The organism is Cellulomonas palmilytica, assembly GCF_021590045.1.
Classification (GTDB): Bacteria; Actinomycetota; Actinomycetes; order Actinomycetales; family Cellulomonadaceae; genus Cellulomonas; species Cellulomonas palmilytica.
This window is the reverse complement of the sequence record NZ_CP062221.1, coordinates 2,044,790-2,069,843: the sequence shown is the minus strand read 5'-3', so window position 1 is coordinate 2,069,843 and position 25,054 is coordinate 2,044,790. Positions and strand designations below refer to the sequence as shown.

The window sequence follows — 25,054 nt, the reverse complement described above, 5'->3', positions numbered from 1 at the left end:
CCGCACGGGTCGTCCCGGCCGCCGCATCGGCGCGGCGGAGCCCCGCACGCGCGTCACGAGCCGGCTCCCGCGGCCACGTGCAGCGCGGCGGTGTCCCCCACGCTCGTCCCGCCCGCCCCGCCGAGGCACGCGAGCGACCCGAGCGCGCCGGTCCCGAGCGCGTCGGGGACCTCGACCGCCGGGTCCGCGTGGTGCGCCACGGCGGCCGAGCCGCGCACGGTCCGCACGACGGTCGGGTCGCCGGGATCGGGCGCCGCGCCCAGCGGCGAGTCCGCGAGCACGCCGATCGTCGCGAACGCCGCCGACCCGTCCGGGAGCGGGCGCGCGAGCCGCACGGTCACGGCGTACCGCCACGGGTGCACGACGTCCTCGCCCGGGCACCGCGCGCCGACGACGTCCCAGCCGACGCGCGCGGCCGCGGCCGTCTCGGCGTCGAGCACGGCACGCACGGAGCCGGTCATGGTGCGCGTGAACGCCGCGTGACCACCCCGGAACTGCCGGTTGGTGCCGAACACCCAGCGCCCGACGCCCAGCTCGGTCGCACCGAGCCACGGGTCCGCGGCGAGCTGCTGGTAGCGCGCGACGTCGACGTCCGTCGTCTGGTCGTCGGGCGAGCCGGGCACGCAGGCCCCGAGCGCGAGGACGAGCCCGAGGACGAGCGCAGCAACGCCCGCCGCGGCGGCGACGACGGCCGCCGCACGCGCCCGGGACCTCACGGAGCGATCACCGCCCACGGCCGGTCCCAGCCGGCGACGGAGAACCCGCCCGAGACGAGCTGGTCGCGCGTGATGACGGTGTGCACGCCGTAGGCGGGGTCGTACACGTCGAGGGTGCCGTCGCCGTGCCCGTAGACGAGCACGACGTGCCGCGGCGAGGCCTCGTCGCCGATGAACAGCGCGACGGGGTGCCCGCGATCGGTGGCCTCGACGGCGGTGCGGAACGCCTCGGCGGTGTCCTGCTGCGAGTCCTGGTCGACGAGGTGCACGCCGTACCCGGTGCCGGACATGGTCTCGAGCTCCTCGGCGGCGGCCCACGGTGCGGTCCCGAGCGCGGGGATCCACGGCATGGAGCGCCGCGAGCCCTCGCGGTCGGGGTGCAGGCGCGGGTCGTCGGTGCGCCGCTTCATCGCGGCCTCCTGCTCGTGGAACCGCGAGGCGGCGGTGCCGTCCTGCGTCGAGCCGGTGACGGGGTCGTAGCCGGTCAGGACGTGCAGGGCGGCGGCGGGGTCCTGCAGGAGCCGGGCGTACACGAGCGACGACGAGCCGCACGTGGTGCCCGTGGACTGGCGCAGCGGGGCGTCGTCGTCGCCCAGCGCCCGCAGGTCGGCGTACGACGATCCGGCCTGCTCGCGCAGCAGGCGTGACGGGTCGAGCAGCGCGTCGGGGTCCTCCACGGTCGCGAGGCGGGCCGCGAGCCGGTCCACGACGACGAGCGGGTGCCCGGCGGCGAGGGTCGCGAGCAGCCACGCGCGGTGCCGCTGCGAGCGCGCGGCCGCCAGGAGCGCGTCGAGCGCGGCGCGGTCGGCCGGCGACAGCGCGTCGTACCGGTCTCGCGCGCGGCGCAGGACGTCGCCGACGAGCGGACGGCGGCCGGCGCCGACGTCGTGCTGGCCCAGCCCGTCGAGCGCGCGCGTGCCGGGCGCGGTCCCGTCCGGGAACGGCATGGCGGCCTCGACGGCCGCGAGCTCGGCCTCGCACGCGTCGGCGGCCGCGCCGGCGGCCTGCCAGGAGTCGATCGCGGCCGTGACGGCCGCGCGCAGGTGCCGCACGCAGTCGTCGAGCTGCGGCGGGACCTGCGTGACGTCGTCGCGGGCCCGCGCGAGCGAGCCGGCGACGTCGGCGTGCCGGCGCTGCGCGGCCTCGAGCGCGGACGCGTGCGCCTCGAGCGCGGCCGCGGCGCGACGAGCGCCGACGCCTGCCTGCGTGAGCCGGTCCTCGAGCGTGCGCGCGGTCGCGTCGAAGGCGCGCGCGGCGGTGCCGGTCCAGACGGTGCGGCGTCGCGAGCGGTCGTCGGACACGTCCCCCGAGGCGTCGACGAGCGCGCGTTCGAGCCCGCGCCACGCGGCGGCGGCGCGACGGCTCTCGTCGGGGTCTCCCGGCGGGGCCTGCGACGCGGCGCGGCGCGCCTGCGCGACGAGCGCACCCGCGGCCTTGACGTTCTGCACGACCTCGAGCGGGTTGAGCGAGAACCCGGCCTCGTCGACCTTGTCGAGCGTGCGCCACAGCCCGCGCACGACGGGCGCGTAGGCGGGCTGCTCGCGCGGGCTCACGGCCGGATCCCCCGGAACTCGACGGCGGTCGCGGCGTCACGGTCGCTCGACGCCCGCACGCACGCGTCGAGCTCGTTGCCCACCTCGACGAGCGCCGCCGCGGCGACCCGCAGCCCCTGCGTCCACCGCTGCGCGACGCGCGTGTGCGCGGCGGCGAGGGCCTCGACCGGCGCGCGCGTGGCGTCCTCGTGCGCCTCGCGGGCGCGCGCGAGCGTCGTCCCGGCGGTGCGGAACCGTGTCGCCATGGCGCGCACGGCCGCCGCCTGCAGCTCGACCTCGTCGTCGCCCATGTCACTCCTCGCGCGTCCGGCGCCCGCCATCCTCGCAGAGCGCGCCGGGCGTCGGGGCCTCGACGAGCAGGAGCCCGGCGACGCGCGACGGATACCCGCGGACACCCGCGCGGTCCGGCCCGCGAAAGCGGTGCGAGGCTGCGCTCGTCGTCTGGGAAGATAGGCGTTCATGAGCGACCTGACCCCTCCGGCGACCCCCCGGCCCGACGTCCCGACGACCGCACCCGGCCGTCGTGTACCGGACAAGGTCGGCCTCGAGGGGATCGAGGAGACCTGGTCGCAGCGCTGGGCCGAGCTCGGGACGTACTCGTTCGACCGGACGCGGTCGCGCGAGGAGATCTACTCGATCGACACCCCGCCGCCGACGGTCTCCGGGTCCCTGCACGTCGGTCACGTGTTCTCGTACACGCACACCGACGTCGTCGCGCGCTTCCGCCGCATGCGCGGGGCCGAGGTGTTCTACCCGATGGGCTGGGACGACAACGGTCTGCCCACCGAGCGCCGCGTGCAGAACTACTACGGCGTGCGCTGCGACCCGTCGCTGCCGTACGACCCGGACTTCACGCCGCCCCACGAGGGCACGGACGGCAAGACCATCAAGGCGTCGGACCAGGTGCCGATCAGCCGCCGCAACTTCGTCGAGCTGTGCGAGCGCCTGACGGTCGAGGACGAGCGGCAGTTCGAGGCGCTGTGGCGCCGGCTGGGCCTGTCGGTCGACTGGTCGATGACGTACCAGACCATCTCGGCCGAGTCGCGCGCGGTCGCGCAGCAGGCGTTCCTGCGCAACCTCGGACGCGGCGAGGCCTACCAGGCCGAGGCGCCGGGCCTGTGGGACGTGACGTTCCAGACCGCGGTCGCGCAGGCCGAGCTCGAGGCGCGGGACTACCCGGGTGCGTTCCACCGCGTCGCGTTCCACGGCGCCGAGGGCCCGGTGCACATCGAGACGACGCGTCCCGAGCTGCTGCCCGCGTGCGTCGCGCTCATCGCCCACCCCGACGACGAGCGGTACCAGCACCTGTTCGGCAGCACGGTGACCACGCCGCTGTTCGGCGTCGAGGTCCCGGTGCTCGCGCACCCGGCGGCCGAGCCGGACAAGGGTGCGGGCATCGCGATGTGCTGCACGTTCGGTGACCTCACCGACGTGCAGTGGTGGCGCGAGCTGCAGCTTCCGACGCGCTCGGTGGTGCAGCGCGACGGACGCCTGCTGCGCGAGACGCCGGAGTGGATCACGTCCGAGCAGGGGCGCGAGGTGTTCGCGCAGCTCGCGGGCAAGACGACGTTCTCGGCGCGCGAGGCCGTCGTCGCCGGGCTGCGCGAGAGCGGCGACCTGGACGGCGAGCCGACCGCCACGCAGCGCAAGGCGAACTTCTACGAGAAGGGCGACAAGCCCCTCGAGATCGTCACCTCGCGCCAGTGGTACATCCGCAACGGCGGTCGCGACGCCGAGCTGCGCGACGCGCTGCTCGCGCGCGGCGCCGAGCTCGACTTCCACCCCGAGTTCATGCAGGTCCGGTACGAGAACTGGGTCGGCGGCCTCAACGGCGACTGGCTCATCAGCCGCCAGCGGTTCTTCGGCGTGCCGATCCCGGTCTGGTACGCGCTCGACGCGGACGGCGAGCCGGTCTACGACGCGCCGCTCGTGCCGTCCGAGGACCAGCTCCCGATCGACCCGTCGTCCGACGTGCCCGCGGGCTACACGGCCGACCAGCGCGGCGTGCCGGGCGGCTTCATCGGCGACCCGGACATCATGGACACGTGGGCGACGTCGTCGCTGACCCCGCAGATCGCGGGCGGCTGGCGCTCCGACCCGGACCTGTTCGCGCGCGTCTTCCCGATGGACCTGCGCCCGCAGGGCCAGGACATCATCCGCACGTGGCTGTTCTCGACGGTCGTGCGCTCGCACCTCGAGCACGGCTCGCTGCCGTGGAGCGACGCGGCGATCAGCGGGTGGATCCTCGACCCGGACCGCAAGAAGATGTCGAAGTCCAAGGGCAACGTCGTCACGCCCATGGGTCTGCTCGAGGAGCACGGCTCGGACGCGGTCCGGTACTGGGCGGCGTCGGCGCGGCTCGGCACGGACGCGGCGTTCGAGATCGGCCAGATGAAGATCGGCCGCCGCCTCGCGATCAAGGTGCTCAACGCGTCGAAGTTCGCGCTGTCGTTCGGCGCCGAGGACGCCGCGCCGTCGCTCGACCCTGCGCTCGTCACCGTGCCGCTCGACCGCGCGATGCTCGCGGGCCTCGCGGACGTCGTCGACCAGGCCACGGCCGCGCTCGAGTCCTACGACCACACGCGCGCGCTGGAGCTCACCGAGACGTTCTTCTGGACGTTCTGCGACGACTACCTCGAGCTCGTCAAGGACCGCGCGTACGGCGAGGGCGCGGGTGCCGACAGCGCGCGCACGGCGCTGTGCCTGGCGCTCGACGTGCTGCTGCGCCTGCTCGCGCCGGTGCTGCCGTTCGCGACCGAGGAGGTCTGGTCGTGGTGGCGCGAGGGCTCGGTGCACCGCGCGCCGTGGCCGGCCTCGGCGCCTCTGCGCACCGCGACCGGTGACGCGTCGTTCGCGACCGTGACCGCCGCCGGCGCGGCGCTCGCCGCGCTGCGCAAGGTGAAGTCCGAGGCGAAGGTCTCGATGCGCACCGAGATCCTCGCCGCGCGCCTCGAGGTCCCGGCCGCGCAGCTCGGCGACGTCGAGGCCGCGCTCGACGACGTGCGCGCCGCGGGCCGCGCCACGGGCCCGCTCGAGCTCGTCGCCGGCGAGGTCGAGCAGGCCGTCGCGCACGACGCGCAGCTCGGCGAGCCGGTCAAGCGCGGGTCCTGACGCCACGCGGTTCGCCGCGCCGGAACGCCGAGAGCGCCGCTCCCCCACGGGTGGGCGGCGCTCTCGTCGTGCCCGCCCGGCCGGTCCGGGCGTAGCGTGCGGGGCATGACCGACACCTCGACGAGCCGCCCCACCGCCCCCGAGGACATCCCCACCCGCACTCTCGCCGACGGACTCGTGCTGCCCGCGATCGGGTTCGGCACCTACCCGCTCAAGGGGTTCGCCGGCCGGGACGCGGTGGCGGACGCGATCGCGGCGGGGTACCGCCTGATCGACACCGCGTACAACTACGAGAACGAGGGCGCGGTGGGCGCGGGCGTGCGACAGTCCGGCGTCCCGCGCGACGAGCTCGTGCTGCAGTCCAAGCTGCCGGGCCGCTACCACCGGCACGACGACGCGGTCACGGCCGTGCAGGAGTCGTTGCTGCGCGCCGGGCTCGACCACTGGGACCTGGTCCTCATCCACTGGCCCAACCCGGGCCGCGGGCTGTACGCGGAGGCGTTCGCGGCGCTGCTCTCGTTGCGTGACGCGGGCCTGATCCGCTCGGTGGGCGTGTCGAACTTCCTGCCCGAGCACCTCGACTCCCTCAAGCGCGTCACCGGTGAGCTCCCGAGCGTCAACCAGGTCGAGCTGCACCCGCACTTCGCGCAGCCCGAGCAGCGTGGCGCCGACGACGCACGCGGCGTGCTCACGCAGTCGTGGAGCCCGCTGGCCCGCGGCCCGCTGCTGGACGAGCCGGTGATCCAGGAGATCGCCCGGGCGCACGGCCGCACGCCCGGCCAGGTGGTGCTGCGCTGGCACGTCGAGCTGGGTGCGGTCCCGCTGCCGAAGTCCGGGTCGGCGCAGCGCCGGCGGGAGAACCTGGCGGTGTTCGACTTCGCGCTGTCGGCCGACGAGGTCGCGGCGATCAGCGGGCTGTCGCGGCCGGACGGGCGCACGAACGGCCAGGACCCGGCGGTCTACGAGGAGCTGTGACCCCGGGCCGGGGCCGTGCCGCGAGGACCGGGCGCACCTCGGCTACCGACCGGTAACCGAGCGATAGGGTCTCGTCGTACCCCCACGGAGAGAGACATGTCCGCCAGCACCCAGCCCACGAGGACCCTGCCCGCCGACGCCCCCCGGTCGATCCCCGGGATGCTCGCGCAGCGCCTGGCGCGCGACCCCGACGGCACGTTCGCCGAGCGTTCGTCGGGCATGGGCTCGGCGTGGACACCCGTGACGGTGCGCGCGTTCGTCGCCGAGGTCACCGCGGTCGCCAAGGGGCTCGTCGCGCGCGGCATCGCCCCCGGGGACCGCGTCGGGATCATGTCGCGCACGCGGTACGAGTGGACGGTTCTCGACTTCGCGACCTGGGCCGCGGGCGCGGTCGGCGTGCCGGTCTACGAGACGGACTCCGCGGAGCAGGTCCGGTGGATCTGCGCGGACGCGGGCATCCGCCTGCTCGTCGCCGAGACCGAGGCGCACGCGGGCGTCGTCGAGAGCGTGCGCGACGACCTGCCCGGCCTCGGCGAGGTCCTCGTGATCGACGCGGGCGCGCTCGACCAGCTCGTCCTGTCGGGCCGCGACGTCCCGGACGCCGAGATCGAGCGGCGCAGCGCGCTGGCGGACCGCGACGACCTCGCGACGGTCATCTACACGTCCGGCACCACGGGCCGCCCCAAGGGCGTCGAGCTCACGCACGGCAACTTCATCGCGGTCTGCCTGCTCGGCATCGACGACCTCGGCGAGGTGTACGCGCAGCCGCACTCCCGCACGCTGCTGTTCCTGCCGCTCGCGCACGTGTTCGCGCGGTTCATCCAGGTGCTGTGCGTGCCCTCGGGCGCGGTGCTCGGGCACACGCCCGACACGCGCAACCTGCTGCCCGACCTCGCGGCGTTCCACCCGACGTTCCTGCTGGCCGTGCCGCGCGTGTTCGAGAAGGTCTACAACTCGGCCGAGCAGAAGGCCGGCACGGGCGCGTCGCTGCGCGTGTTCCGGTGGGCGGCGAAGGTCGCCATCCAGTACTCGCGCGCGCTCGACACCCCGCAGGGCCCGAGTGCGTCGCTGCGCGCGCAGCACCGCCTCGCGGGCCGGCTCGTGCACGCGAAGCTGCGCGCCGCGCTCGGCGGGCACGTCGAGTGGGCGATCTCCGGCGGCGCTCCGCTCGGTGACCGGCTCGGACACTTCTTCCGGGGCATCGGCGTGCGCGTCCTCGAGGGCTACGGGCTCACCGAGACGACCGCGCCGACGGCGGTCAACCTGCCGCGCCTCACGAAGGTCGGCACGGTCGGACCGGCGTTCCCCGGGACGCAGGTCCGCGTCGACGACACGGGCGAGATCTGGATCAGGGGCCCGCACGTGTTCCGCGGGTACCGGCACGACGAGGAGGCGACGAAGGTCGCGCTCGTCGACGGCTGGTTCCGCACGGGCGACCTCGGCTCGCTCGACGAGGACGGCTACCTGCGCATCACGGGCCGATCCAAGGAGATCATCGTGACCGCGGGCGGCAAGAACGTCGCCCCCGCGGTGCTCGAGGACCGCCTGCGCGGGCACCCGATCGTCAGCCAGGTCGTCGTCGTCGGCGACCAGCGGCCGTTCATCGGCGCGCTCGTGACGCTCGACGCGGAGATGCTGCCCGGCTGGCTCGCGAACCACGGCCTGCCCGCCATGGACGCCGTCACGGCAGGCGCGCACCCGTCCGTGCTCGAGGCGCTCGACCGCGCGGTCGCGCGCGCCAACGAGGCGGTCTCGCGCGCCGAGTCCATCCGCAAGTTCACGGTGCTGCCCACGGACCTCACCGAGGCGAACGGGTACCTCACGCCGTCGCTCAAGGTGAAGCGCGCGCGTGTGCTCGCGGACTTCGCGGACACGATCGAGGAGCTCTACACCGACACCCGCGCGACCAAGGACTGACGCGACCCGGGCGGGTCCCCTACGGGATCGCGCGCACGCGCCGCGCGTCCGCCGACTGCGTGAGCAGCTGCTCGCTGGGCGTCGACTCGTCGGACCAGCGCAGCAGCGCCCCCACACCGTCGACGAGGTCGGCGGCGCCGTCGGGGGAGAACGTCACGCCGGCGTCCTGCGCGAGCGCGGCCCGCACGAGCGCGACACCGGCCGGGTAGCGCCGCGCCTCGGCCACGCCCAGGGTGTCGAGGTCCGCCTGGCTGGTCGCGAGCTCGAGCGGCTGCAGGCCGACGAGCACCTCGCGCTCCTGCAGGGTCCCGAGCGCCGCCTCACCGAGCACGAGCTCGGCGACCTGGCCCCGGCGCAGCACCTCGACGACGTCGTCGAGGGACGTCACCGCGGCCTCCCCGCGCCCGAGCGCCTGCCCGAACCGGTCCAGCACGGCCCGGCGCCGCTTCGCGCGCAGCTCGTCGACCGCGGCGTGCACGCGCTGCGCGAACGCGTCCGGCTTGGCACCCGCGCCGCGCGAGCCGCCGGGCACCTCGACGACGAGCTCGCGCACCTGCTGCCCGACCTTCTCGCACACGAGCGCGACCGCGCGCACGTCACCCGTCAGCACGACGAGCTCGGGCGTGCGCTCCGCGACCCGCTTGTCGAGGAACGCCGCGACCTCCTCGGCGTTGCGCTGCCACGAGTCCTCGGCGCGCGTCTGGCCGCGGCGCGACAGCCCGTTCTCCCGGGTCTTGTGCACGTCGTCGTGGCCGCCCTCCACGGTCTCGTGCAGCGGCTCCCCGTCCTCGCCCGTCCCGGGGCGCGGACCGCCCGCGGACTTCCAGACGAGGTCCGCGCCCGTGCGGTCCACGGAGACGACGAGCAGCGCGACCGCCTCGTCGGCGGCCCGGACCGCCGGCAGAAGGTCCGGCACGGGGCCGAACGTCGCGACCGTCTGCGCGGGCGGCTCCGCCACGACACGGTCGACCAGGACACCGTGGCCGTCCGCGACGACGACCCGGCCGTGCGGTCCTCGCACCCCGGTCGGCACCGCGACCAGGTCGGCGATCTCGTCGAGCACGGCACCCGGCGCGCCGTCGCGCTCGAGCGACCGCCTCGCCGCCTTCCACCGGTCCGCCGCCTCCGACTCCCCCGCCGACTCGGCTCTCGTCGCGTCGAGGAACACGGTGATGAACGGCGACGTCCGGCCGAGCAGCGGCTTGAGCCAGTGCAGGTCCATGCGGCAACCTCCTTCGGCCCACGAGGTGGGCCGTGCAGTGGACGGTGCCCGGGACGCCGACAGCAGCGGCTGCGCGTCTCGAGCCTCGCTGACCACTCCTAACCAACCGCACGTTCGCGCCCCCCGCCACCCCTGGCGAGGGCCGTGTGCGAGGTCGCCGCGGGGCCGTCACGACGGGGCGCCGCCACCTGCGGTTTCGTGCCCGGCCTCGCCCTGCGGCTCGTCCCCGGCGTCGTGCCCTCGGTCCTGCGCGATCGCCTCGTGGTGGCGGATCACCTCCTCGACGATGAACGCCAGGAACTTCTCCGCGAACACCGGGTCGAGGTCCGCCTGCTGCGCGAGCTCGCGCAGGCGCGCCACCTGACGCACCTCGCGGCCCGGGTCGGACGGTGGCAGGCCGCGCTGCGCCTTGAGCACGCCGACCTGCTTGGTCGCCTTGAACCGCTCCGCGAGCAGGTAGACGAGCGCGGCGTCGATGTTGTCGATGCTGTGCCGCAGCCGCGCGAGCTCCGGCGGGATGCCCGAGGGCTCGCCCGCGGGCGCTCCCCCGCTCTCGAGGTCCGGTTCGGCGGGGCGGCTCGCGTCGGTCACGCTCGCGATCCTAGGCCGCGGGCGGAGCGGGTCAGGCGCTCTTCTCGCGGGGCGGTCGCTTCTCACGCGGCACGAGGGTCGGGTTCACGTTCTCGAGCACCACGTCGCGCGTGATGAGCACGCGGGCGACGTCGTCGCGGCTCGGGACGTCGAACATGACCTGCTGGAGGACCTCCTCCATGATGGCCCGCAGCCCGCGCGCGCCGGTGCCGCGCAGCAGGGCCTGGTCCGCGATCGCGGCGACCGCGTCGTCCTCGAACTCGAGCTCGACGCCGTCGATCTCGAACATCCGCTGGTACTGCTTGACGAGCGCGTTGCGCGGCTCGGTGAGGATCCGCACGAGCGCGTCCTGGTCGAGCCGGCCCACGGCGGCGACGACGGGCAGGCGCCCGATGAACTCGGGGATGAGCCCGTACTTCTGCAGGTCCTCGGGGCGGACCTCCGAGAAGAGGTCGCCCTCCTCGTGGTTGTCGACGAGCGGTGCGCCGAACCCGACGACGCGCTTGCGCGCCCGGGCCGCGATGATGTCGTCCAGACCCGCGAACGCCCCCGCCACGATGAACAGGACGTTCGACGTGTCGATCTGGATGAACTCCTGGTGCGGGTGCTTGCGCCCGCCCTGCGGCGGGACCGAGGCCGTGGTCCCCTCGATGATCTTCAGCAGCGCCTGCTGCACGCCCTCGCCGGAGACGTCGCGCGTGATCGACGGGTTCTCGCTCTTGCGGGCGATCTTGTCGATCTCGTCGATGTAGATGATGCCCTGCTCGGCCTTCTTGACGTCGTAGTCGGCGGCCTGGATGAGCTTGAGGAGGATGTTCTCGACGTCCTCGCCGACGTAGCCGGCCTCGGTCAGCGCCGTGGCGTCGGCGATCGCGAACGGGACGTTCAGCATCCGCGCGAGCGTCTGGGCGAGGTACGTCTTGCCCGTGCCCGTGGGGCCGACGAGCAGGATGTTCGACTTGGCGATCTCGACCTGGTCGTCGGCGTTGCGCACGCCCTCGCCGGCCTGGATCCGCTTGTAGTGGTTGTACACGGCGACGGACAGGGCGCGCTTCGCCGACTCCTGCCCGATGATGTACTGCTCGAGGAACGCGAAGATCTCGCGCGGCTTCGGCAGCTCGACCAGGCCGGTCTCGTTGGCCTCGGCGAGCTCCTCCTCGATGATCTCGTTGCACAGCTCGATGCACTCGTCGCAGATGTACACGCCAGGCCCGGCGATGAGCTTCTTGACCTGCTTCTGGGACTTGCCGCAGAAGGAGCACTTGAGCAGGTCGGCACCGTCCCCGATCCGAGCCACGTCTCGTCCCTTCCTCGCCCTGCGCCGCCCCTCGCGGCCTGCGTCCTGCGTCGGTCGGCTGGTGCCGTCCGGTTGCCTCGTCGCACTGCGTGCGTCGACGCCGGTGTCCCATTGGACACTACGCCGCGCACCGTGTCAGGCGTACCCCGCATCGTGTCGCGGCGTGTCCTCGCTCGTCTGGGCACTCTTGCCCGTACGAAACGTTTTGGCGCGCCCGATCTGGGCTATCGGACGAGCCAGGCCGCCCGTACGGGACCCGCCGAGCGCGACGACGGCGGGTGCCGCCGGGCAGGATCACCCGTCTGCGCCCGCCGTCGTCGTCCGGCTCGTGCACGCTCGCCGTTCACCCGAGGGGACGCCGGCTGGCAGCACCGACCGCGACCGCCCCCCGACGGCTCAGGACGGCTCGATGACCGTCGGCCGCGCGCCCTTGCGGCTCGCGAGCACCTGGTCGACCAGGCCGTACTCGAGCGCCTGCTGCGCCGTGAGGATCTTGTCGCGCTCGATGTCCTGGCGGACCACCCCGACGTCGCGTCCCGTGTGGTGCGCGATCGTCTCCTCGAGCCACTCGCGCATGCGGATGAGCTCGTTCGCGTGGATCTCGATGTCGGACGCCTGCGCGTAGCCGCCGCCCTCCATCGCGGGCTGGTGGATCAGCACGCGCGCGTTCGGCAGGGCCAGGCGCTTGCCCTTCGTGCCCGCCGCGAGCAGCACCGCCGCCGCGGAGGCCGCCTGCCCGAGGCACACGGTCGCGATCTCCGGCTTGATGTACTGCATCGTGTCGTAGATCGCCGTCAGCGCGGTGAACGAGCCACCGGGCGAGTTGATGTAGAGCGTGATGTCACGGTCCGGGTCGTTGCTCTCCAGGACCAGCAGCTGCGCCATCACGTCGTCGGCGGACGCGTCGTCCACCTGCACGCCGAGGAAGATGATGCGGTCCTCGAACAGCTTGGTGTACGGGTCCTGGCGCTTGAAGCCGTAGGCCGTGCGCTCCTCGAACTGCGGCAGCACGTAGCGGGCCGACGGACCCGCCGCGGCCGGGCGGCCGAAGCCACCCGCGAGCGCGCCCGCCCGGGCGATGAACTGGGACTCGGTGCTCACTGGTTCTCCTCGGTCTCGAACGCTCAGGCGGTCCCGCCGCGGCCCGCCACGGAGCTCGCAGCCTCGACGACGTGGTCGATGAACCCGTACTCGAGCGCCTCCTGCGCCGTGAACCACCGGTCACGGTCCGCGTCCGAGTTGATCTGCTCCACCGACTTGCCGGTCTGCGCGGCCGTCAGCTCCGCGAGCACGGTCTTCATGTGCAGGATCAGCTGCGCGTTGATGCGCACGTCCGTGGCCGTACCGCCGATGCCGCCGGAGGGCTGGTGCATCATCACGCGGGCGTGGGGCGTCGCGTACCGCTTGCCCTTCGCACCCGACGAGAGCAGGAACTGCCCCATCGAGGCGGCCATGCCCATCGCGATGGTCGCGACGTCCGGCTTGATGTACTGCATCGTGTCGTAGATCGCCATGCCGGCCGTGATCGAGCCGCCCGGCGAGTTGATGTACAGCCAGATGTCCTTGTCCGGGTCCTCCGCCGCCAGGAGCATCATCTGCGCGCAGATCGCGTTCGCGTTCTCGTCGCGCACCTCGGAACCGAGCCAGATGATCCGCTCGCGCAGCAGCCGGTTGTAGATGTGGTCGTTCAGGCCGAGTCCGGGGGAATCGGCCCGGGCCATGGCCGGGAAGTCGTTCACGAAGGCTCCTTGGTCGAAGCGGCGTCCTTGCGTCGCAGTGACACTAACGCCCGGCCGCCGCAGATCCGGCCCGGCCACGGCCCGTTTCGCTGTCGGCGCAGCCCGCGCCGGTGGCACCCGGCACGACGACGGGAGCCCGCCACCGACGTGCGGTGACGGGCTCCCGGTCGGGATGGTGGGACGTCAGGCGGTCGCGTCCACCGCGGCGTCCGCGACGGCGGCGGCAGCGGCCGCGTCGTCCTGCGACTCCGCCGCGTCGTCCTCGTCCGTGCCGATGAAGTCCGACAGGTCCACGGCCGCACCCGACGGGTCCGTGACCTTGACCTGGCGCAGCGCCACGGCGATCGACTTCGAACGCGCGACCTCGGCCACCATCGCCGGGATCTGACCGCCCTCGTCGAGCGTCTTGATGAACGTGTTCGGGTCCATGCCGTACTGGCGCGACGCCTGCACGAGGTACTCGATCAGCTCCTGCTGGGAGACCTTCACCTCGAGCTTCTCGGCGAGCGTGTCCAGGAGGATCTGGTTGCGCAGCGCGGTCTGCGCCTGCTCCGTGACCTCGGTGCGGTGCTCGTCGTCCTCGAGACGACCCTCGGACTCGAGGTGACGGTGCACCTCGGCCTCGACGACACCCGACGGGACCGGGATCTCGATGCTCTCGACGAGCTTCTCGACGAGCAGGTCACGCGCCTGCACCGCCTGGTTCGAGACCTTGATGCGCGCGGCCTGCTCACGCAGGTCCGCCTTGAGCTCCTCCAGCGTGTCGAACTCCGACGCGAGCTGCGCGAAGTCGTCGTCCGCGTCGGGGAGCTGGCGCTCCTTGACGGTCGTCGCCGTCACCGTGACCAGGGCCTTCTCGCCCGCGTGCTCGCCGCCGGCCAGCTCGGTCTCGAACGTCGTCGTCTCGCCGGCCGACAGGCCCGTCAGCGCCTCGTCGAGACCCTCGAGCATGTTGCCCGAGCCGATCTGGTAGCTGACGCCCGACACCGAGTCGACCTCGGCGTCGTCGATCTTCGCGACCAGGTCGATCACGACGAAGTTGCCCGCCTGCGCCGGGGCGTCCACGCCGACCAGCGTGCCGAAGCGCTCACGCAGCGCGTCCAGGCGACCCTCGACGTCCGCGTCCTGGACCTCGACGCCCTCGACCTCGACGGCCAGGCCGTCGAGCGCGGGGATCTCGATCTCGGGGCGCACCTCGACCTCGGCGGAGAAGTGCAGCTCACCCTCCTCCTCGCCGGCGACGAGACCGGGGACCTTGGTGACCTCGACCTCGGGCTGGCCGAGCGGGCGCAGCTTGTTCTCACGGACCGCCTCGGCGTAGAACCCGCCCAGACCCTCGTTCACCGCGTGCTCGATGACCGCCGGACGGCCGACGCGCTGGTCGATGATGCGCGGCGGCACCTTGCCCTTGCGGAAGCCCGGCACCGTCACCTGCTCCGCGATGTGCTGGTACGCGTGCTCGATGCTCGGGCGGAGCTCGTCGTACGTCACCTCGACGGTCAGCTTGACCTTCGTCGGCTCCAGGGTCTCGACGGCGCTCTTCACTTCGATGCTCTCCAACTGATCGGGGTGGTTCGCCGTTCCCGGCGGCGGTGCGAGGGCTCCGGCGCGGCGTCAGGCACGAGGTGCTGCTCGAGGTCTGGTGCGCGCACGGGCGACCCTCGATGGTACGTCACGCGCCGGAGCACGGACGAATCCCGGTGCCACCGACGACCTGTCGCACACTCCCCCGCACGCTCGCGGCGCGCGGTTCGGACGGACCGGAGCGAGCCGGTACCCTTGACGCCGCCGGCCGCACCAGTGCGGCCCGCGCGGACGTAGCTCAATGGTAGAGCCCCAGTCTTCCAAACTGGCTACGCGGGTTCGATTCCCGTCGTCCGCTCCCAGTCCTACCCCGCGGTCCCCAGCCCCAACGGCTTGGTCTCCCTCAGGCTCGCGCGGGATCAGAAGGATGCACCGGGACGAGAAGCGAACGGAACTCCCCCCGCGAGGCGCCTTCGATCCGGCTGAACGGCCCCCACGCGAGGCGGTGCTCACCGGACAGCTCCAACGCTGGCTCGCGGCCTCTCGTCGTGCCGGGCCCCGCAGCGGCACCCCACGACCGCGAGCCACTCAGCACCGTGCCCTCATAGAGCCTGAACGCCGAGGCAGCGGTAGCACGACCATGGCCTGGATCGGTCCAGTACGAGCGGTCATTGCTGATGACGATCACGGCTCCAGCGGAGGCGAGCCCTGTCCGCACGAAGTGCTCGACGCGATGGATGTCCTTCACGACGTCGTACGTCGTGACGTCCTGCGCCCCTTGCCGCGGGAGCACGACGAGTTCGTCGGCGATCTGTGCGCTCAGCGCGTCGGTCGGGTACTTCAGCTCGATCGCGACCCGACCGAGCTCCGTGTGGAGGAGGACGTCCACCCGCTCCCTGCGTCCCGGCCTCGACGGCTCCGGGACACGAACCTCGAGACGGACTCCGACGGCCGGGTGCAGGAGATGGATCTGCCACGCGAGCTCCTGCTGCATGTCTGCCTCGGAGTGGAACACAGGGCGACGTGCTGCGAGTGCGGCGAGTACACGGACGAGATCGAGCTCCTCGAGTGCGCGATACATCCGTCCACCACGTCCTCCGGGGTGAGAGCGAGAGGCCCTGCTTCGACCTCGGAGCTCTCAGTATCGACGCACGCCTCCCGCCGACGCGACGATCGCGCCCGTGGCGTCGGCGGAGGTCACTGGCCGATACGCCCGTCGATGCGTTCGCGCAGGAGGTCGGCGTGGCCGAGGTGGCGGGCGTACTCCTCGATCATGTGGACGACGACCTCGCGCAGCTCGGGCTGCTCGGGGCCGGTGCCGCGGCGGCTGAGGTCGCTCTCGTCGACGAGGCGCTCGGCGTACGCGACCTCGGAGCGCCACCGGGCCCAGGCGTCGGTGACGTGCTCGTCGTCCCCGACGGCCTCGCGGAACGCGAGCACGGACGAGCCGCGGAAGTGCCGCTCGGGGTGCTCCCCCGCCATGACGATGCGGAACCAGTACTGCTCGACCTCGGCGAGGTGCCGGACGATGCCGAGCAGCGACATGTCCGACGGTTCGACTGAGCGCCGGGCGAGCTGCTCGGGGCTGAGGCCCTCGCACTTCATCTCGAGCGTGAGGCGCCGGTCGCGCAGGTAGCGCACGAGCGTCGCGCGTTCGCCCTCGACCGGGCCGCCCTGCTCGCGCGGGTCGTCCTCAGGGGCGGCCCACATGTCGGACCAGCCGAAGGCCCTGCCGGGCTGCGCGTCCATGGGCCGATCCTGCGCGAGGTCCGCGACGCCGTCCACCGCAAGTGCACGCCAGGAGTCGGGGAGGGCAGGGAAGGTCCGCGGGCTCGACGCGGTCCTCGCGCTCGTCGTCGTACCCGCTCGCCACCCGTCCCCCCGGTCTGAGGTACCTCAGACGCGACACCGACGACGACGTGAGGCACAACCCGACGACCTCCCGATCCGCCGACTCGCGACTCAGCAGCAGAGTCGAGGACATCACGGCGGGACCACCCGCCCAGGGGCAGGGAGACGGACATGAGCGAGCAGTGGGGACCCGGGTACGAGGCGGAGCTCGAGTACCGCCGGGAGCAGCTGGAGGCGGGGCTGCGCGCGACGCGCGTGGGCGCGCAGCGGCGACGTGACCGCAGGGCCGCGCGCCGCGGCGAGAGCACGGGCGGCATGCGCGGGTCTGTCGCGCGTCGGTGGTCGCTGCGAGGATCGGGGGCGTGGTCCGCGGCCCGATGAGCACCCCCTTCGTCGCCCGTCAGGAGCAGGTCGTCGCGCTCGCCGACGCGCTGCACCTGGCGGGCTCCGGCATGCCCGGCGCCGTGCTGCTCGCCGGCGACGCGGGCGTCGGCAAGTCGGCGCTGCTGCGGCACGTGGCCGCGACGAGCACGGACGCGACGGTCGTCGTGACGCACTGCGTCGAGCTCGGCGAGATCGGGCTGCCGTACCTGCCGTTCGCCGAGGCGGTGAGCCGGCTGCGCGAGATCGCGCCCGACGCCGTGGCGGCGACGCTCGAGGCGCGGCCCGCGCTGGGCCGGCTCGTGCACGGGACGTCGTCGGACACGGTGGGCGACGGTGACCAGCTGCAGCTGTTCGAGGGGCTGTCGGAGCTGTTCGCGGCGGTCGCCCGGCCGGAGCGCCCCCTGCTGCTCGTCGTCGAGGACGCGCACTGGGCGGACGCCTCCAGCCGCGACGTGCTGCGGTTCCTGGTGACGCGCATGACGCGCGAGCCGGTGCTGCTCGTCGTGTCGTACCGCACGGACGACCTGCACCGTCGTCACCCGTGGCGGCCGGTCGCGGCCGAGCTCGCGCGGCACCCGCGCGTCACGCGCCTCGAGCTCGCGCCGTTCACGCCCGACGAGCTCGCCCAGTTCGCCTCGGCGCTCACGGGCCACGCGGTGCCCGAGCCGCGCGTGCGCCGCATCGCGGAGCGCTCGGGCGGCAACGCGTACTTCGCGCAGGAGCTGCTCGAGGGCGGCGACGACGAGGCGCTGCCGTGGACGCTCGCGGACGTGCTGCGCGCCCGCGTCGAGCAGCTCGACCCCGCGGTGCAGCAGCTCGCGCGCGTCGCGGCCGTCGCGGGGCGCCGCGTCGGGGAGCCGCTGCTGCGCGCCGCCGCCCGCGCGAGCTCGCCCGGCCTGGACGTCGACGCCACGCTACGCGAGGCCGTCGGGCAGCACGTGCTCGGGGTCGAGGACGGGCACCTCGCGTTCCGGCACGCGCTGCTCGGCGAGGCGATCGCGGGCGACCTGCTGCCGGGCGAACGGTCGGCGCTGCACCACGCGTACGTGCGCGTGCTGAGCGAGGACCCGTCGCTCGGCACGCCCGCGGAGCTCGCGGCCCACGCGCTCGCCGCGCCCGACCTGCCGGTCGCGCTGCGCGCGTCGCTCGACGCCGCCGCGGCCGCCCACGAGCTGCTCGCCCCGCAGGAGGAGCTGCGCCACCTCGAGGTCGCGCTGAGCCTGTGGGACGCCGTGCCCGACGCGGGTTCGCGCGTCGGGGTGCTCGCGGCGGCGGCCGACGCCGCCGGGAACACCGCACGCCGCGACCGCGCGGTGCAGATCGCGCGGTCCGCCGTCGAGATCGCCGACGACGACGAGCGCCCCGAGCTGCGCATCCGCCTCGCACGCCACCTGCAGGCGTACGACCGCGCGGCCGCGGCCCTCGCCGAGACCGCGCTCGCGCTCGAGGAGCTGCCGCCCACCCCGTCCGCGACGCGCGCGTGGGCGCTCGCGACCCACGGCCGCTCCCTCGTCCAGCTCGATAGGGACGTCGAGGCGTTCGACGTCGTGCAGGAGGCGTTGACGACCGCGCGCAACGTGAGCGCGATCGACGCCGAGTCCGACGCGCTCGCGTCGCTCGCGATGCTCGTGGTGTCCGACGACGCCGACCGGGCCGACGCGATCCTCGCCGAGGCGCTCGCGGCCGCCCGGTCCGTGGGTGACGCGGAGACCGAGCTGCGCATCCTGGCGAACATGGCCGCCGGCCGCTACGACGCCGGGGACCTGACAGGCACCGCCGAGCTCACCGCGGCGGGACTGGCCCGCGCCCGGGAGATGGGCATGACGGACTCCGGCTACGGGCTCGAGCTCGCGGGGTACGCCGCGCTCACGGCGTACGTGCGCGGCGACCTGTCCCCCGTCGAGGTGCCCGCGCGCGAGCGCGTCGAGGACGGCGGCTTCATCGACCTCGTCGTGCTGTACTCCTCGACCGCGCGCGGCGACGCCGACGTCGTCGAGCGGTGCGTCGCGCTCGACCCGCTGTGGCGGCACATCCCCGACGTCGCGCTCGCGGCGGGCGGCTGCGCGGCGGACGCGCTCACCTGGCTGGGCCGGTACGACGAGGCGGTCGACCGCGCGGACCGCGCGATCCGCCTGCTGTCCAAGGCCTGGCTGCCCGAGTTCTTCGGCGGCATCTGGCTCTCGTCCCTCGCACTCGCGGCGCTCGCGGACGCGGCCGCCGACGCGCGCGTGCGCGGGCAGGACACCGCCGCGCTCGTGGCCGCGGGCGAGCCGTTCGCGCAGCGCGTCGAGACCACCGCGGCGCGGCCGCTGCCGCCCGGGCGCAGGATCGGGCCCGAAGGGCTCGCGTGGATCGCGCGGGCGCACGCCGAGCACGCCCGGCTGCAGGGCTCGCCGCCCGGGACCGTCGAGCTGTGGCGCGCCGCCGTGGACGCGTTCGGGTACGGGCACCGCTACGAGCAGGCGCGCTCCCGCTGGCGGCTCGCGGAGGCGCTCGTGCTCGCGGGCGAGCGCGACGAGGCCGCGATCGAGGCGCAGCGCGCGCTCGACGAGGCCGAGGCCATGGGCGCCGCGCCGCTCGCGCGCGCGCTGCACGAGCTCGCACGCCGCGCGCGGCTGCCCGTCGGCGGCGTGCCCGAGCAGGGTGCGGACGTGCTCACCGCGCGCGAGGCCGAGGTGCTCGCGCTCGTCGCGCAGGGGCTGTCCAACAACCAGATCGGCCGGCAGCTGTTCATCTCCGGAAAGACCGTCTCGGTGCACGTGTCGAACGTGCTCGCGAAGCTCGGCGCGTCGGGCCGCGCGGAGGCCGTCGACGTCGCGCACCGTCGCGGCCTGATCGGCGTCCGCTGAGCGGTCGTCGGGACGTCGCCCGTGCGCGTCCGTCGGGCCTCCGACGGTGGTGGTCGGGGTGGTCGGATTCGAACCGGCGACCTTCCGCTCCCAAAGCGGACGCGCTACCAACCTGCGCCACACCCCGTCGCGCGAGGGTGCTCGCGCGACGCCCAGCCTAGGGGACGCGTCGCTGTCACCCGTTCGGGTCCCCCTGTGGTGGGATGTGCGCGTGACGACGTTCTTCACCCACGCGGACCGCGTCCTGTTCCAGGGCGACTCCATCACCGACTGGGGCCGCGACCGCGAGGACCCGCAGAGCCTGGGCCACGGGTGGGTCGCGATCGCCGCCGCGCTCGCCGGGGCCCGGCGACCCGATCTGGAGCTGACGTTCACCAACCGCGGGGTGGGCGGTGACACGGCCGGGCTCGTGCGTGACCGGTGGGAGGAGGACGCGCTCGCGCTCAAGCCCACGGTCATCTCGCTGCTCGTCGGGATCAACGACACGTGGCGGCGCTACGACAGCGGCCGGACCACGAGCACCGAGGAGTACGAGGAGCACTACCGCGCGATGCTCGACTCCGCGCACGAGCGCCTCGACGTGCGGTTCGTGCTCGTCGAGCCGTTCCTGCTGCCGCAGTCGCCCGAGCAGGAGGCGTGGCGCGAGGACCTCGACCCCCGCATCGCGGTCGTGCGGTCGCTCGCCAAGGAGTACGGCGCGCGGCTGCTCGCCGCGGACCTGCTGTTCACCGAGGCGACGGAGGCCGCGGGTGCGGCGCACTGGTCGTCGGACGGTGTGCACCTGACGCCCGCGGGCAACGGGCTGCTCGCCGAGGCGTGGCTCGACGAGCTGGGGATGCCCGCCTGAGCGGACGCCGCGTGTGGGCGGCGTGCGGCAGGCTCGTGCCGTGATCGTCGTCGTCGCGCGCCCGTCGGTGCAGGCGGGACCGTCGGCGCAGTCGGGACCGTCGGCGCAGGCGGGACCGTCGGCGCAGTCGGGACCGTCGGCGCAGGAGGCACCATCCGGCGTGGTCGCCGTCCGCGAGCGCGACGCCGCGGTGCTCGGGCCCGAGCGTGCGGTGCGCTGGGCGTGGGCGGACACGCACGCGTGGTACCCGCGCCTGCTCGCGGACGGCGTGCGCGTGGAGCGTTGCCTGGACCTGCGGCTCACGCACCGGCTGCTGCGCGCGTCGTCGTCGTGCGCGACCTCCGACCTCGCGCACGCGCCGGCCGGGCCGTTCGACGAGGCCGCGCCCCTGGACCCGTCGCCGACAGCACCTGCCTCGACGGACCAGACGCTGTTCGACGCGATGCTCGACGACCCCGACGGCGCGCCTGATGCCGCAGGACCTCGCCTCGACGAGCGGGGTCCCGCGGGCACGCCCGACCTGGACGCGTGCGTCGCCGAGCTGGACGCGCAGCACGCCGCGGTCGCGGGCAGCATGTCCCCCGGGCGGCTGCGGCTGCTCGTCGCGGGCGAGTCCGCCGGCGCGCTCGTCGCGACCGAGATGCACCACACGGGCCTGCCCTGGGACGCCGACGTGCACGACGAGGTGCTGCGCGAGCTGCTGGGCGAGCGCCCGCCGCGCGGTGAGCGGCCGCCCGAGCTCGCGCGCCTGGCCGCGCAGGTCCGCGCGGAGCTCGACGCGCCGTCCCTCAACCCGGACTCGCTGCCGGACGTGCTGCGCGCGCTGCGCCGCGTGGGGCTCGCGGTGTCCTCGACGCGGCAGTGGGAGCTCGAGGGCGTGGACCACCCCGCGATCGCGCCGCTGCTCGCGTACAAGAAGCTGTCGCGCCTGCACTCGGCGAACGGCTGGGCGTGGCTCGACCAGTGGGTGCCGGACGGCCGGTTCCGGCCCGAGTACGTGGTGGGTGGTGTGGTCACGGGGCGGTGGGGGTCGAGCGGCGGCGGCGCGTTGCAGATCCCGCGCCGCCTGCGCACCGCGGTGAGGGCGGACCCGGGGTGGCGGCTCGTCGTCGCGGACGCCGCGCAGCTCGAGCCGCGGGTGCTCGCGGGGATGGCGCACGACGAGCGGATGGCCGCCGCGGGTGCGGGGCGTGACCTGTACGTCGGCATCGTCGACGCGGGCGTCGTGCCCGAGCGCGCCCTCGCGAAGGTCGGGATGCTGGGCGCGCTGTACGGCGGGACGACGGGCGCGAGCGCCGCGGTGCTCCCCCGGCTCCTGCAGGCGTTCCCCGCGGCGGTGGGGCTGGTGGAGGACGCGGCGCGCGCGGGTGAGCGCGGCGAGGTCGTCTCGACGCTCCTGGGGCGCAGCTCGCCACGACCGGGCGAGTCGTGGGCGCAGGCGCAGGCGGACGCGCTCGACCCGGACGCGACCGAGCGCGCGCAGTCCCGTGCCAGGTCCGCGACGCGCTCGTGGGGCCGGTTCACGCGCAACTTCGTCGTGCAGGGCACCGCGGCCGAGTGGGCGCTGTGCTGGCTCGCCGAGCTCCGCCGGCGGCTGTGGGCGCTGGGGGCCGACGAGGGCGCGCCCGGCCTGGTGCGCGCGCCGTTCGTCGGGCGCCCGCACCTCGTGTACTTCCTGCACGACGAGGTCGTGGTGCACACGCCCGTGTCGTGCGCGGACGAGGTCGCGGTGCAGGTCGCGGGCGCGGCGACGGCCGCGGGACGGCTGCTGTTCGGCGACTTCCCGGTCGACTTCCCGCTCTCGGTGGGCGTCGCGGCGACCTACGCGGACGCGAAGGAGGCGGCGCGGCTCGTCGTGGGCGTCCCGGGTGCGACGACGTACCCCGCGCGAGCCGGCGGGTGAACCCGCTCGTCGTCGCCGTCCCGCAGGGCGGGAACCTTTGCGCGCGGAGTCGCGTTGGCGATAGCGTCACCTGCGTCTGCGGCCGTCCTGGCCGCCTGAGGAGGAGAGCGATGAGCGAGCGGACGTCCGCCCCCGCCTCCTCCTGCCGTGCCCTCGTGGCGCGGTGTTGTCGCTGTCGGTAGAGCGCTGGCTCCCGCGCGCGACGGCACCCCGACCCTGACGGTCCGTGCCAGGTCCGCCAGCGCTCGCCCCGGCGGCCCGCCCCTACCCGGGCACCGACCGCACACGTGCCTCCGCACCATCAACCGGGCACCCTGCAGCACCCGCAAGGCAAGTCCCCCGTATCCGCCGCCACCCGGGCGGCTCGACCGAAGAGGAACCATGGCACGCATCTACGACGACGCGACCGCGCTCATCGGCAACACGCCGCTGGTCCGTATCAACAAGATCACCGACGGCGCCCCCGCCACGGTCGTCGGCAAGCTCGAGTTCTACAACCCGGCCAACTCGGTCAAGGACCGCATCGGTGTCGCGATCATCGACGCCGCCGAGGCGTCGGGTGAGCTGCAGCCGGGCGGCACGATCGTCGAGGCGACGTCCGGCAACACGGGCATCGCGCTCGCGTTCGTCGGCGCGGCGCGCGGCTACAAGGTCGTCCTGACCATGCCGGAGACCATGTCGAAGGAGCGGCGTGCGCTGCTGCGCGCGTTCGGCGCCGAGCTCATCCTCACGCCGGGCTCCGAGGGCATGAAGGGTGCGGTCAACCGCGCGAACGAGGTCGTCGCCGAGCGTCCGGGCGCGATCCTGGCCCGCCAGTTCGCGAACGAGGCCAACCCGGCCATCCACCGCAAGACGACCGCCGAGGAGATCTGGGCCGACACCGACGGCCAGATCGACATCCTCGTCGCCGGCATCGGCACGGGCGGCACCATCACGGGCGTCGGCCAGGTGCTCAAGGAGCGCAAGCCGGACGTCAAGATCGTCGCGGTCGAGCCCGCCGAGTCCCCGATCCTCAACGGCGGTCAGCCCGGACCGCACAAGATCCAGGGCCTCGGCGCGAACTTCGTGCCCGAGATCCTCGACACGTCGATCTACGACGAGGTCATCGACATCGACGCCGAGACGGCCGTGACCTACGCGCGCCGCGCCGCCGCCGAGGAGGGCCTGCTCGTCGGCATCTCGTCGGGTGCCGCGCTCGCGGCCGCGAAGCAGCTCGCGGAGCGCCCCGAGAACGCGGGCAAGCTCATCGTCGCGGTCATCCCGTCGTTCGGTGAGCGCTACCTGTCGACGGTGCTGTACGCGGACCTGCTGGACTGACGCACCGCCCGCGCCGTGCCCCGGGGTCACGCACCCCGGGGCACGGTCCCCGGTCCCTGGTCCGCCCCACGGCGGCCGTCCCCCGTTCGAGAGCTCTCGAGAGCCAGGTCCCATGCCCTCCCTGCAGCACTTCATCGCCACGTTCCGCGAGGACCTCGAGGCCGCGCGTCGTCGCGACCCCGCGGCCCGGTCGGCGCTCGAGGTCGCGCTCGCCTACCCGGGCGTGCACGCGGTGTGGACCTACCGCGTGGCGCACGCGATGTGGCGCGAGCCGGGCCTGCGTCTGCCCGCGCGGCTGCTGTCGCAGCTCGTGCGGTTCCTCACGGGCATCGAGATCCACCCCGGCGCGCGCCTCGGGCGGCGCCTGTTCATCGACCACGGCATGGGCGTGGTCATCGGCGAGACCGCCGAGGTCGGCGACGACGTGGTGCTGTTCCACGGCTCGACGCTCGGCGGCAAGTCCATGCGGCACGGCAAGCGGCACCCCACGCTCGGCGACAACGTCGTGGTCGGCGCGGGCGCGAAGATCCTCGGTCCGGTGTGGATCGGGGACGGCGTGCAGGTCGGGGCGAACGCGGTCGTGATCCACGACGTCCCGGCGGGTGCGATCGCGGTGGGTGTGCCCGCGCAGATCCGCCTGCGTCCGGCCGCCGCGCCGTTCGACGCCGAGATCGACGACCCCGCGATCTACATCTGAGGTCCCTGTTCTAGTCGGCGCCGAACAACTAGCCTGACGCCGTGCTCTGGACCGTCGACCCCGAGCGCGACGAGCCGCTCTTCGCGCAGATCGCCGCGCAGGTGCGCGACGCGGTCGCGTCGGGCGAGCTGCGCACGGGCGACCGGCTGCCCCCGGCCCGCGTGCTCTCGACGTCCCTCGACGTCAACCTGCACACCGTGCTGCGCGCGTACCAGGACCTGCGCGACGAGGGCCTGCTCGACCTGCGCCGTGGGCGAGGCGCCGTGATCGCCGAGCACGCCGACTACGCCGCGCTCGCCGCCCCGGTCGCCGCGCTCGTCGACGCCGCACGCCGCGCGGGCGTGTCGGCGACCGCCGCGACCGCACTCCTGCAGGCCGCATTCGCCCGCCCGACGACCACGGAGGGCCGATGACGACGCCGCCGACCACCCCGAACCACGTGCCCGACCGCGGGCCGACCCAGGTGCCGGACCGTGGCCCGAGCCGCCGCCAGCCAGGACCGCCGCTGCGCACCCCCGCCGGCGCCCCCGTCGGCAGTGTGGCCGGCACACAACCTCGCAC

Annotated in this window: 21 protein-coding genes and 2 tRNA genes; 11 read left to right on the top strand and 12 right to left on the bottom strand. The window is 74.1% G+C overall.

What is annotated here, in order from left to right; all coding sequences use genetic code 11:
* Positions 1 to 53 precede the first annotated feature (53 nt).
* From F1D97_RS09445 to F1D97_RS09435, 3 genes are read right to left on the bottom strand one after another with little or no spacing between them, the layout of a single operon-like run.
* Positions 54 to 716, bottom strand: coding sequence for a hypothetical protein (locus F1D97_RS09445; protein ID WP_236120275.1), 663 nt, complete (start codon positions 714 to 716; stop codon positions 54 to 56).
* Entirely contained in the window at positions 713 to 2,269 is a 1,557-nt protein-coding gene (locus F1D97_RS09440) for a hypothetical protein (protein WP_236120274.1), read from the bottom strand. Before F1D97_RS09440 ends, F1D97_RS09445 begins: the two co-directional genes overlap by 4 nt.
* Positions 2,266 to 2,559, bottom strand: a complete 294-nt coding sequence (locus tag F1D97_RS09435) for a hypothetical protein (RefSeq protein ID WP_236120273.1) — start codon at positions 2,557 to 2,559, stop codon at positions 2,266 to 2,268. Before F1D97_RS09435 ends, F1D97_RS09440 begins: the two co-directional genes overlap by 4 nt.
* 169 nt (positions 2,560 to 2,728) lie before the next feature.
* Here F1D97_RS09435 and valS point away from each other — a divergent pair, with 169 nt between their 5' ends.
* The 3 genes from valS to F1D97_RS09420 all read left to right on the top strand — a co-directional run bounded on the left by valS (position 2,729) and on the right by F1D97_RS09420 (position 8,272).
* A complete protein-coding gene (gene valS / locus F1D97_RS09430) occupies positions 2,729 to 5,380 on the top strand; it encodes a valine--tRNA ligase (RefSeq protein ID WP_236120272.1) in 2,652 nt (883 codons plus the stop codon).
* 105 nt (positions 5,381 to 5,485) lie between these two features.
* Positions 5,486 to 6,355, top strand: coding sequence for an aldo/keto reductase (locus F1D97_RS09425; protein ID WP_236120271.1), 870 nt, complete (start codon positions 5,486 to 5,488; stop codon positions 6,353 to 6,355).
* 96 nt (positions 6,356 to 6,451) lie between these two features.
* A complete protein-coding gene (locus F1D97_RS09420) occupies positions 6,452 to 8,272 on the top strand; it encodes an AMP-dependent synthetase/ligase (RefSeq protein ID WP_236120270.1) in 1,821 nt (606 codons plus the stop codon).
* A gap of 19 nt (positions 8,273 to 8,291) precedes the next feature.
* Here F1D97_RS09420 and F1D97_RS09415 read toward each other — a convergent pair whose 3' ends face one another.
* The 6 genes from F1D97_RS09415 to tig form a co-directional block, all read right to left on the bottom strand.
* Positions 8,292 to 9,494 (bottom strand): baeRF2 domain-containing protein, encoded by a 1,203-nt coding sequence (locus tag F1D97_RS09415; protein WP_236120269.1) that lies wholly within the window; start codon positions 9,492 to 9,494, stop codon positions 8,292 to 8,294.
* A gap of 168 nt (positions 9,495 to 9,662) precedes the next feature.
* Positions 9,663 to 10,013, bottom strand: coding sequence for a chorismate mutase (locus F1D97_RS09410; RefSeq protein WP_317618983.1), 351 nt, complete (start codon positions 10,011 to 10,013; stop codon positions 9,663 to 9,665).
* Between the two features lie 103 nt (positions 10,014 to 10,116).
* Entirely contained in the window at positions 10,117 to 11,382 is a 1,266-nt protein-coding gene (gene clpX / locus F1D97_RS09405) for an ATP-dependent Clp protease ATP-binding subunit ClpX (protein WP_236120267.1), read from the bottom strand.
* A 396-nt stretch (positions 11,383 to 11,778) separates the two neighbouring features.
* Entirely contained in the window at positions 11,779 to 12,483 is a 705-nt protein-coding gene (locus tag F1D97_RS09400) for an ATP-dependent Clp protease proteolytic subunit (RefSeq protein WP_317618839.1), read from the bottom strand.
* Between the two features lie 23 nt (positions 12,484 to 12,506).
* On the bottom strand, positions 12,507 to 13,103 hold the full coding sequence (locus F1D97_RS09395) for an ATP-dependent Clp protease proteolytic subunit (RefSeq protein WP_236123551.1): 597 nt from the start codon (positions 13,101 to 13,103) through the stop codon (positions 12,507 to 12,509).
* 201 nt (positions 13,104 to 13,304) lie between these two features.
* Positions 13,305 to 14,666 carry a trigger factor gene (gene tig, locus F1D97_RS09390; protein WP_236120266.1) on the bottom strand — a complete coding sequence of 454 codons (1,362 nt, stop codon included), beginning with the start codon at positions 14,664 to 14,666 and terminating at the stop codon, positions 13,305 to 13,307.
* A gap of 266 nt (positions 14,667 to 14,932) precedes the next feature.
* Between tig and F1D97_RS09385 the strand changes: the two genes are divergently transcribed.
* Positions 14,933 to 15,003, top strand: a tRNA-Gly gene (locus F1D97_RS09385).
* 45 nt (positions 15,004 to 15,048) lie between these two features.
* On the opposite strand, the gene F1D97_RS09380 is transcribed toward F1D97_RS09385, so the two are convergent.
* Positions 15,049 to 15,726 carry a hypothetical protein gene (locus F1D97_RS09380; protein WP_236120265.1) on the bottom strand — a complete coding sequence of 226 codons (678 nt, stop codon included), beginning with the start codon at positions 15,724 to 15,726 and terminating at the stop codon, positions 15,049 to 15,051.
* Positions 15,727 to 15,842: 116 nt separating this feature from the next.
* Entirely contained in the window at positions 15,843 to 16,394 is a 552-nt protein-coding gene (locus F1D97_RS09375; protein ID WP_236120264.1) for a DinB family protein, read from the bottom strand.
* A gap of 273 nt (positions 16,395 to 16,667) precedes the next feature.
* On the opposite strand from F1D97_RS09375, the gene F1D97_RS09370 reads away from it, so the two are divergent.
* Positions 16,668 to 16,877, top strand: coding sequence for a hypothetical protein (locus F1D97_RS09370; RefSeq protein ID WP_236120263.1), 210 nt, complete (start codon positions 16,668 to 16,670; stop codon positions 16,875 to 16,877).
* The gene (locus tag F1D97_RS17495) at positions 16,874 to 19,729 is read left to right on the top strand and encodes a helix-turn-helix transcriptional regulator (RefSeq protein ID WP_317618837.1); all 2,856 of its coding nucleotides are present in this window, start codon (positions 16,874 to 16,876) and stop codon (positions 19,727 to 19,729) included. Before F1D97_RS09370 ends, F1D97_RS17495 begins: the two co-directional genes overlap by 4 nt.
* A gap of 50 nt (positions 19,730 to 19,779) precedes the next feature.
* On the opposite strand, the gene F1D97_RS09355 is transcribed toward F1D97_RS17495, so the two are convergent.
* Positions 19,780 to 19,856: transfer RNA gene (locus F1D97_RS09355), tRNA-Pro, on the bottom strand.
* Between the two features lie 84 nt (positions 19,857 to 19,940).
* Between F1D97_RS09355 and F1D97_RS09350 the strand changes: the two genes are divergently transcribed.
* The 5 genes from F1D97_RS09350 (at position 19,941) to F1D97_RS09330 (ending at position 24,906) form a co-directional block, all read left to right on the top strand.
* On the top strand, positions 19,941 to 20,576 hold the full coding sequence (locus tag F1D97_RS09350; RefSeq protein WP_236120262.1) for an SGNH/GDSL hydrolase family protein: 636 nt from the start codon (positions 19,941 to 19,943) through the stop codon (positions 20,574 to 20,576).
* Between the two features lie 40 nt (positions 20,577 to 20,616).
* Positions 20,617 to 22,479 carry a bifunctional 3'-5' exonuclease/DNA polymerase gene (locus F1D97_RS09345; protein WP_396022510.1) on the top strand — a complete coding sequence of 621 codons (1,863 nt, stop codon included), beginning with the start codon at positions 20,617 to 20,619 and terminating at the stop codon, positions 22,477 to 22,479.
* 381 nt (positions 22,480 to 22,860) lie between these two features.
* Positions 22,861 to 23,796, top strand: coding sequence for a cysteine synthase A (gene cysK, locus F1D97_RS09340; protein ID WP_236120261.1), 936 nt, complete (start codon positions 22,861 to 22,863; stop codon positions 23,794 to 23,796).
* Between the two features lie 112 nt (positions 23,797 to 23,908).
* On the top strand, positions 23,909 to 24,493 hold the full coding sequence (gene epsC / locus F1D97_RS09335; RefSeq protein ID WP_236120260.1) for a serine O-acetyltransferase EpsC: 585 nt from the start codon (positions 23,909 to 23,911) through the stop codon (positions 24,491 to 24,493).
* A gap of 41 nt (positions 24,494 to 24,534) precedes the next feature.
* Positions 24,535 to 24,906 (top strand): GntR family transcriptional regulator, encoded by a 372-nt coding sequence (locus F1D97_RS09330; protein ID WP_236120259.1) that lies wholly within the window; start codon positions 24,535 to 24,537, stop codon positions 24,904 to 24,906.
* Positions 24,907 to 25,054: the final 148 nt, after the last annotated feature.

Coding starts and splice junctions, on each gene's coding strand:
- F1D97_RS09395 (WP_236123551.1), bottom strand. CDS start 13,103: ATGGCCCGGGCCGATTCCCCCGGACTCGGCCTGAACGACCACATCTAC.
- F1D97_RS17495 (WP_317618837.1), top strand. CDS start 16,874: ATGAGCACCCCCTTCGTCGCCCGTCAGGAGCAGGTCGTCGCGCTCGCC.
- F1D97_RS09375 (WP_236120264.1), bottom strand. CDS start 16,394: ATGGACGCGCAGCCCGGCAGGGCCTTCGGCTGGTCCGACATGTGGGCC.
- F1D97_RS09425 (WP_236120271.1), top strand. CDS start 5,486: ATGACCGACACCTCGACGAGCCGCCCCACCGCCCCCGAGGACATCCCC.
- F1D97_RS09380 (WP_236120265.1), bottom strand. CDS start 15,726: ATGTATCGCGCACTCGAGGAGCTCGATCTCGTCCGTGTACTCGCCGCA.
- cysK (WP_236120261.1), top strand. CDS start 22,861: ATGGCACGCATCTACGACGACGCGACCGCGCTCATCGGCAACACGCCG.
- F1D97_RS09370 (WP_236120263.1), top strand. CDS start 16,668: ATGAGCGAGCAGTGGGGACCCGGGTACGAGGCGGAGCTCGAGTACCGC.
- F1D97_RS09420 (WP_236120270.1), top strand. CDS start 6,452: ATGTCCGCCAGCACCCAGCCCACGAGGACCCTGCCCGCCGACGCCCCC.
- F1D97_RS09435 (WP_236120273.1), bottom strand. CDS start 2,559: ATGGGCGACGACGAGGTCGAGCTGCAGGCGGCGGCCGTGCGCGCCATG.
- valS (WP_236120272.1), top strand. CDS start 2,729: ATGAGCGACCTGACCCCTCCGGCGACCCCCCGGCCCGACGTCCCGACG.
- F1D97_RS09415 (WP_236120269.1), bottom strand. CDS start 9,494: ATGGACCTGCACTGGCTCAAGCCGCTGCTCGGCCGGACGTCGCCGTTC.
- epsC (WP_236120260.1), top strand. CDS start 23,909: ATGCCCTCCCTGCAGCACTTCATCGCCACGTTCCGCGAGGACCTCGAG.